We start from the raw sequence: 6,176 nt of genomic DNA on the forward strand, positions 1-6,176 counted from the left end.
CGCCGCGCCTTACAGAAATGTAATCCAGGCGTCGGCTGTTCGTCGGCGGCTGCTCGCTACATTGCCTGGGTTCCCCCTCGATCGGTTATCGCCATGCATCCTCCCCCCCTGCCCACCGCCGCGCGCTCCCGTCGACCCGCCGTGCAGCTTTCGGTCATCGTGCCCTTCCTGAACGAGCGCGACGTGCTGCCCGTCTGCCTGGAGCGCCTGCGGCGCGTGCTCGACGGCCTGAACGAGTCCTACGAAATCGTATTCGTCGACGACGGCAGCCGCGACGGCAGCGCCGAGTTCCTGGCCGCTCGGATCCGCACGGAGCCCGGCCTGAAGCTGCTGCGCCTGTCGCGCAACTTCGGCAAGGAGGCCGCCATGACCGCCGGCATCGAGCACGCCGTCGGCGCGGCCGTCGTGATCCTGGACGCCGACCTGCAGGATCCGCCCGAGCTGATCCCCGACATGGTGCGCGCCTGGCGCGAGGGCGCGGACGTGGTCTGCATGCGGCGCCGCAGCCGCGCCGGCGAGAGCTGGCTCAAGCGCGCCTCGGCCTATGCCTACTACCGGCTGCTGAACCGGCTCAGCAAGGCCGGCATTCCCGCCGACACCGGCGACTTCCGGCTGATGAGCCGCAAGGCGGTGCAAGCCCTGCTGCAGCTGCCCGAGCGCTGCCGCTACATGAAGGGCATGTATGCGTGGATCGGCCTGCCCACCCGCATCATCGACTACGACCGCGATCCGCGCGCCGCCGGCACCACCAAGTGGAACTACCTGGGCCTGATGCGGCTGGCGATGGAGGGCATCACCTCGTTCTCCACCGCGCCGCTGCGCTGGGCCACCGGCCTGGGCGTGGCCGCCGCGCTGGCCGGCGTCGGATTCGGCATCGTCATCACGCTCAAGACCCTGCTGCTGGGCGAGGAAGTGCATGGCTATCCCTCGCTCATCGCCATCATCACCTTCCTGAGCGGCGTGCAGCTGATCACCATCGGCCTGCTGGGCGAATACGTGGGCAAGACCTATATGGAATCCAAGCAGCGGCCGGTCTACCTGCTGCGCGACGTGCAGCGCAGCCGCACGGCGGCATTGCGCCTGCCTGGATCCGAACCCGACACGGCGGCGGACCCTGCCTCCGGATACGCGCGCGACGACGCCGCCGGCCCCGCGCGCCAGGCCGCCCCATCCGCCGCCATGACCGGAGAGGGTCCGCATGCGGTCAACTTCTAAGGCCCTGCTGCTGGGCCTCGCGGCCATCCTCGCGGCGCGGCTGTTCGCCATGGCGGTCATGCCGCTGGCCGACACCTCGGAACCGCGCTACGCCGAGATCGCGCGCCTGATGGCCGTCACCGGCGACTGGGTCACGCCCTGGTTCGAGCCGGGCGTGCCGTTCTGGGGCAAGCCGCCGCTGGCATTCTGGGCGCCGGCGCTGTCCATCAAGCTGCTGGGCCTGTCCGAGTTCAGCCTGCGCCTGCCTGCCTTCGCCGCCATGCTGGGCATGCTGGCGCTGGTCCATGCCTTCGCCGCGCGCCAGTTCGGCGCCAGCGCCGCGCGCTGGGCCGCGCTGGTGTTCGCCACCATGCTGCTGCCGCTGGCCAGCGCTGGCGCGGTGCTCACCGATCCCTTCCTGGCGCTGGGCGTGACGCTGTCGATGACCTCCTTCCTGCTGGCGCGGCGCGACGGCCCCCCGTGGTGGCGCTACGGCTTTTTCGTGGGCCTGGCGATCGGCCTGCTGTCCAAGGGGCCGCTGGCCCTGGTGCTGGTGGCGGTCGCCGTGCTGCCCTGGTCGCTGCTGCCCGCCGGCCGCGCGCAGTGGCGCGCGCTGCCCTGGATCGGCGGCACGATCCTGATGCTGGCGCTGGCCCTGCCCTGGTACGTGATGGCCGAGATCCGCACGCCCGGCTTCCTCCAGTACTTCATCGTGGGCGAGCATTTCCTGCGCTTCGTCGACCCGGGCTGGCAAGGCGATCTGTACGGCACCGCGCACAAGCGGCCCTATGGCGGCATCTGGCTGGACTGGCTGCTGGCGACCATGCCCTGGGGACTGGCGGGCCTGTGGCTGTTCCTGCGGCCCGGCCAGGGCGCGCCGCTGCGGACCCGGCTGGCGTCGCTGGCGCGCGATCCGCTGCGCGGCTACCTGCTGCTCTGGGGTCTGGCCGCGCCCGCGTTCTTCACGCTGTCCGGCAATATCCTCTGGACCTATGTGCTGCCTTCGCTGCCGCCGCTGGCGCTGGCGCTGGGCGCCTGGATGGCGGACCATGCGCCGACGCGGGGCTGGCGCGCCCGGCTGCCGACCGCGCTGATGCTGCTGACGCCGCTCGCGGCGCTGACGCTGGGCGCGCTGTCGCTGGCGCAGCCCGAGCGCTACAAGACCGAGAAGCAGCTGGTGGCCCAGGCCTTCGCGCGCATGCAGCCCGGCGAGCAGCTGGTCTTCGTGGGCAGCAGGCCGTTCTCGGCGCGCTTCTATTCGCAAGGCGCGGCCGGCCAACTGCCCATGGAAGCCGTGGCGGCGGCGCCGGCCCTGCCGGGGGCCGGCGCGCGCCTCTTCCTGGCGGTCGAAAAGAACCGCCTGCCAGCCTTGCGCGACACGCTGGCCGGCTGGCGGCTGCTGCCGCTCTACGCCAGCCGGCGCTACGTGCTGCTGCAGGTCGAAAGCGGCGCCGTCGCGGCGCGCGATGGCGCCGCTCGGGAAGCGCCGGCCGCCATCGCCGCGACCGGCGTGGCGGCCAGTCCGCCGTCCCCGGCGCCCTGACGCGCGCTCAGCGCCCGCGCGCCACGCACATCAGGCTCAGGATCTCGAACATGATCTGCGCGCCAGCGTGCGCGGTGTTGGCGGTGGCGTCATAGGCCGGCGCCACCTCCACCAGATCGCCGCCGGCGATGTTCAGACCCGCCAGCCCGCGCAGCATGGCCTGGGCCTCGCGCACCGTCACTCCGCCCACTTCCGGCGTGCCGGTGCCGGGCGCGAAGGCGGGATCCAGACAGTCGATGTCGAACGACACATAGACCGGCGCGTCGCCCACCACCTCGCGCGCCTTGGCCACGATGGCGTCCACGCCCAGCCTGGGAATGTCCTCGGCATGGATCACGGTCATGCCCGAGGCGTAGGAAAACTCCCACAGGTACTCGGCCGCGCCGCGGATGCCAATCTGGATGGTGCGCGTGGGATCCAGCACACCGTCGAGCACGGCCTGGCGGAACGGGCCGCCGTGATGGAAGCGGCTGCCGTCGAACGGTCCGCCGGTGTCGCAATGCGCGTCGAAATGGATCAGCGCCAGCGGCCGCTCGCGGCCCAGCGCCCGCAGGATGGGCAGGGTCACCGAATGGTCGCCGCCCGCCGACAGCGGGATCACGCCGGCCTGCTGGATATGCCGGTAGATGGCCTCGATGTCTTCGTGCGACTGGTCCAGGCTGAAACGGCTGCGCATCGGCACGTCGCCGATGTCGGCCACGCGCAGCTGGGTCACGGGCGTGCACTTCAGGACGTGGTTGTAGGGGCCGACGCGCTCGATCGCGCGCAGGGCGCGCGGCCCGAAGCGACAGCCGCTGCGGTTGCTGGCGCCCAGGTCCATCGGCACGCCCAGCAGCGCGACCTCCAGGTCGCCGAATTCGGGCCGGTTCCAGTCCATCGCCCGGGCCGGCGCGTCCAGCAGCGTGGGCATGCCGGCATAGGGCGCCATGCGCGTGCCGCTGTCGTTGATCACATTGGCCGCGATGGCGCGGAAATGCGGGTCGTGGATCTCGGCCTCGTTGGCGCCGCCGAAGCGCTCGCGCAGCGCCTGCAATTTTTCGGGCGTGAAAGTCATGTCTGCTCCTGCTTGATGGAAAACTCAGTCGGGCTGGGCCTGGGTGCGCGCGCCGTCCAGGCCGGCGGCCACATCGCCGCGCGTCGCCAGGCTGATCAGCACCAGGCTGGCGAGGCTGACGGCCAGGCTGACGTAGATGGGCGTGTTGGCATCCAAGCCGTCCTTGATCATGAAGGCGATGGCCGCGCCGCAGCCCAGCAGCATGCTGGCGATGGCGGCCGGCGTGGTGGCTCGGCGCCAGTAGATCGCGCCCAGCAGGGGCACCAGCATGCCGCCCACCAGCAGGTTGTAGGCGCAGGTCAGCGCGCTCAGCACATCGTCCACCGCCAGCGCGATGCCCACGGCGGTGAAGCCGGCCAGCAGCGTGATGAGACGGTGCGAACTCACGTTCTCAAGGCGGCGGCCGCCGCGCAGCGCGGGCAGCAGGTCCTCGGCCAGCACCGTGGAGGTCGCCAGCATGGCGGCGCTGGCCGTGGACATCATGGCCGCGAGCGCGGCGGCGATGACCAGGCCCCGGATGCCGTCGGGCAGGCTGGCCTGCACGATGGCGGCGAAGGCATTGTTGGGATTGTCCAGCTCGGGCAGCAGCACCTTGGCTGCCATGCCGATCAGCGCGCCGGCCAGGCCGTACAGCACACAGTACACGCCGGCCGCGGTTCCAGCGACGCGCGCCACGCCCGTGCTGCGGGCGGTGAACACGCGCTGCCAGATGTCCTGGCCGATCAGGATGCCGAAGAAATAGATGACGAAGTAGGTGGCGATGGTGCTCCAGCCTATGGTGGTGAAATCGAAGCTGGCCGCCGGCAGGCGCGCGACCAGCTGGTCCCAGCCGCCCACGCGCATGATGCAGATGGGCAGCAGCACGAACATCAGGCCCACGGTCTTGATCACGAACTGCACGATGTCGGTCAGCGTCAGCGACCACATGCCGCCCACCGCCGAATAGATGACGACCACGCCGCCGCCGAGCAGCACCGCCGCCCAGAAGGGCAGATCGAACAATACGTGCATCACCGTGCCGGTGGCGATGACGGACGTGGCGGCCAGCATCAGCGCGTAGGCCATCATCACCAGCGCGCTGACGCGGCGCGTGGCCGTGCTGTAGCGCCGCTCAAGCACCTGGGTCACGGTGTAGATGCGCAGCTTGAGCAGCGGCTTGGCCAGGAACAGGTTCAGCACCACGATGCCCGCGCCCAGCGCCGCGCACAGCCAGAAGCCGGAGATGCCGTGGACATAGCCCAGGCGCACCGTGCCGACGGTGCTGGCCCCGCCCAGCACCGTGGCCGCCATGGTGCCCATGTAGAAGCCCGGCCCCAGGTTGCGCCCCGCCACCAGGAAGTCTTCCTGCGTCTTCGCGCGCCGCATGCCGTACCAGCCCAGCAACAGCATCGCGCCCATGTAGATCACGACTACGCCTATGTCCAAGAACATGTCCGCCCCTCGATTCGTTTCCGGCGCGCGTCCAGGGCGCGCCATGTGGTCTTGATGCCATTCACAGGCGTCGCGCGAAACACCGATATGTATAAAAGTGAATTCCCGCGCAACCTGCTTTCCAGCCACTGCCGGCATGATTCCCGTGCTTTTCGACGTAGGACTTTCATGCCCGTAAGGCCCGATGGAATAATAGAAATCACGCAATTCCCGATCCATATCTCGTTCGCTCAACAAGCATCGATAAAGATCAATGTTTCATAGGTGATTACCCTATGCTGTCCACCGTTACCGATCTGGATCTCAGGCTGATCAGGGTGTTCCTGGCCATCGTCGACGCCGGCGGCGTATCGGCCGCGCAGGACGTGCTGGGCGTGGGCCAGTCCACCATCAGCAGCCAGCTCGCCACGCTGGAGACGCGGCTGGACTTCCGCCTGTGCGAACGCGGCCGGGGCGGCTTCCGGCTGACGGCCAAGGGCCAGCGCTTCGCCCGGCTGGCGCGCAGCGCGCTGACCTCGCTGAACAACTTCACCGCCGAGGCCCGCAACATGCATCGCCAGCTGGTCGGCAGCCTGACGCTGGGCCTGATCGGCAACGCCACGCTGGAACAGAACGGGCTGATCGCTCGCGCCATCGCCCGCTTCCGGCAACGCGACGAGGCGGTGCGGCTGTCGCTGCTGATCCACGGCCCGCGCGAACTGGAAGAGCTGATCCTGAAGGACGAGATGCAGGTGGCGGTGGGCTATTTCCTGCACCGCGTGCCGATGCTGGACTACGCCACGCTGTTCCAGGAGCGTCAGGTGGCCTATTGCGGCGCGGGCCACGCGCTGGCGCCGCGCGCCGGCAGCCTGGGCCCGGACGACGTGGCCGAGTCGGACTGGACCTGGCGCACCTATCCGCTGCCCGAGGCTTCCTTCGCGGGCCTGCCGCGCCGCATCACCTCCGAGGCCGACA

Annotated in this window: 5 protein-coding genes; 3 read left to right on the forward strand and 2 right to left on the reverse strand. The window is 69.9% G+C overall.

The features are described 5' to 3' along the window. Positions 1-93 precede the first annotated feature (93 nt). On the forward strand, positions 94-1,215 hold the full coding sequence (locus KDH83_RS14980) for a glycosyltransferase family 2 protein (protein WP_212317140.1): 1,122 nt from the start codon (positions 94-96) through the stop codon (positions 1,213-1,215). Further along, complete coding sequence (locus KDH83_RS14985) at positions 1,199-2,737, forward strand: glycosyltransferase family 39 protein (RefSeq protein ID WP_212317142.1); 1,539 nt, start codon at positions 1,199-1,201, stop codon at positions 2,735-2,737. Before KDH83_RS14980 ends, KDH83_RS14985 begins: the two co-directional genes overlap by 17 nt. Before the next feature lie 7 nt (positions 2,738-2,744). Here KDH83_RS14985 and speB read toward each other — a convergent pair whose 3' ends face one another. Both speB and KDH83_RS14995 read right to left on the reverse strand, forming a co-directional pair. Continuing rightward, positions 2,745-3,791: an agmatinase gene (gene speB / locus KDH83_RS14990; RefSeq protein WP_212317144.1), complete on the reverse strand. Its 1,047-nt coding sequence runs from the start codon at positions 3,789-3,791 to the stop codon at positions 2,745-2,747. A 24-nt stretch (positions 3,792-3,815) separates the two neighbouring features. Beyond that, positions 3,816-5,222 carry a sodium:solute symporter gene (locus KDH83_RS14995; RefSeq protein ID WP_212317146.1) on the reverse strand — a complete coding sequence of 469 codons (1,407 nt, stop codon included), beginning with the start codon at positions 5,220-5,222 and terminating at the stop codon, positions 3,816-3,818. A gap of 275 nt (positions 5,223-5,497) precedes the next feature. Here KDH83_RS14995 and KDH83_RS15000 point away from each other — a divergent pair. Beyond that, on the forward strand, positions 5,498-6,176 hold a 679-nt coding region (locus KDH83_RS15000), incomplete at its 3' end, for a LysR family transcriptional regulator (RefSeq protein WP_212317148.1).

This window comes from Achromobacter sp. Marseille-Q0513 (assembly GCF_018195695.1).
GTDB lineage: Bacteria > Pseudomonadota > Gammaproteobacteria > Burkholderiales > Burkholderiaceae_B > Achromobacter.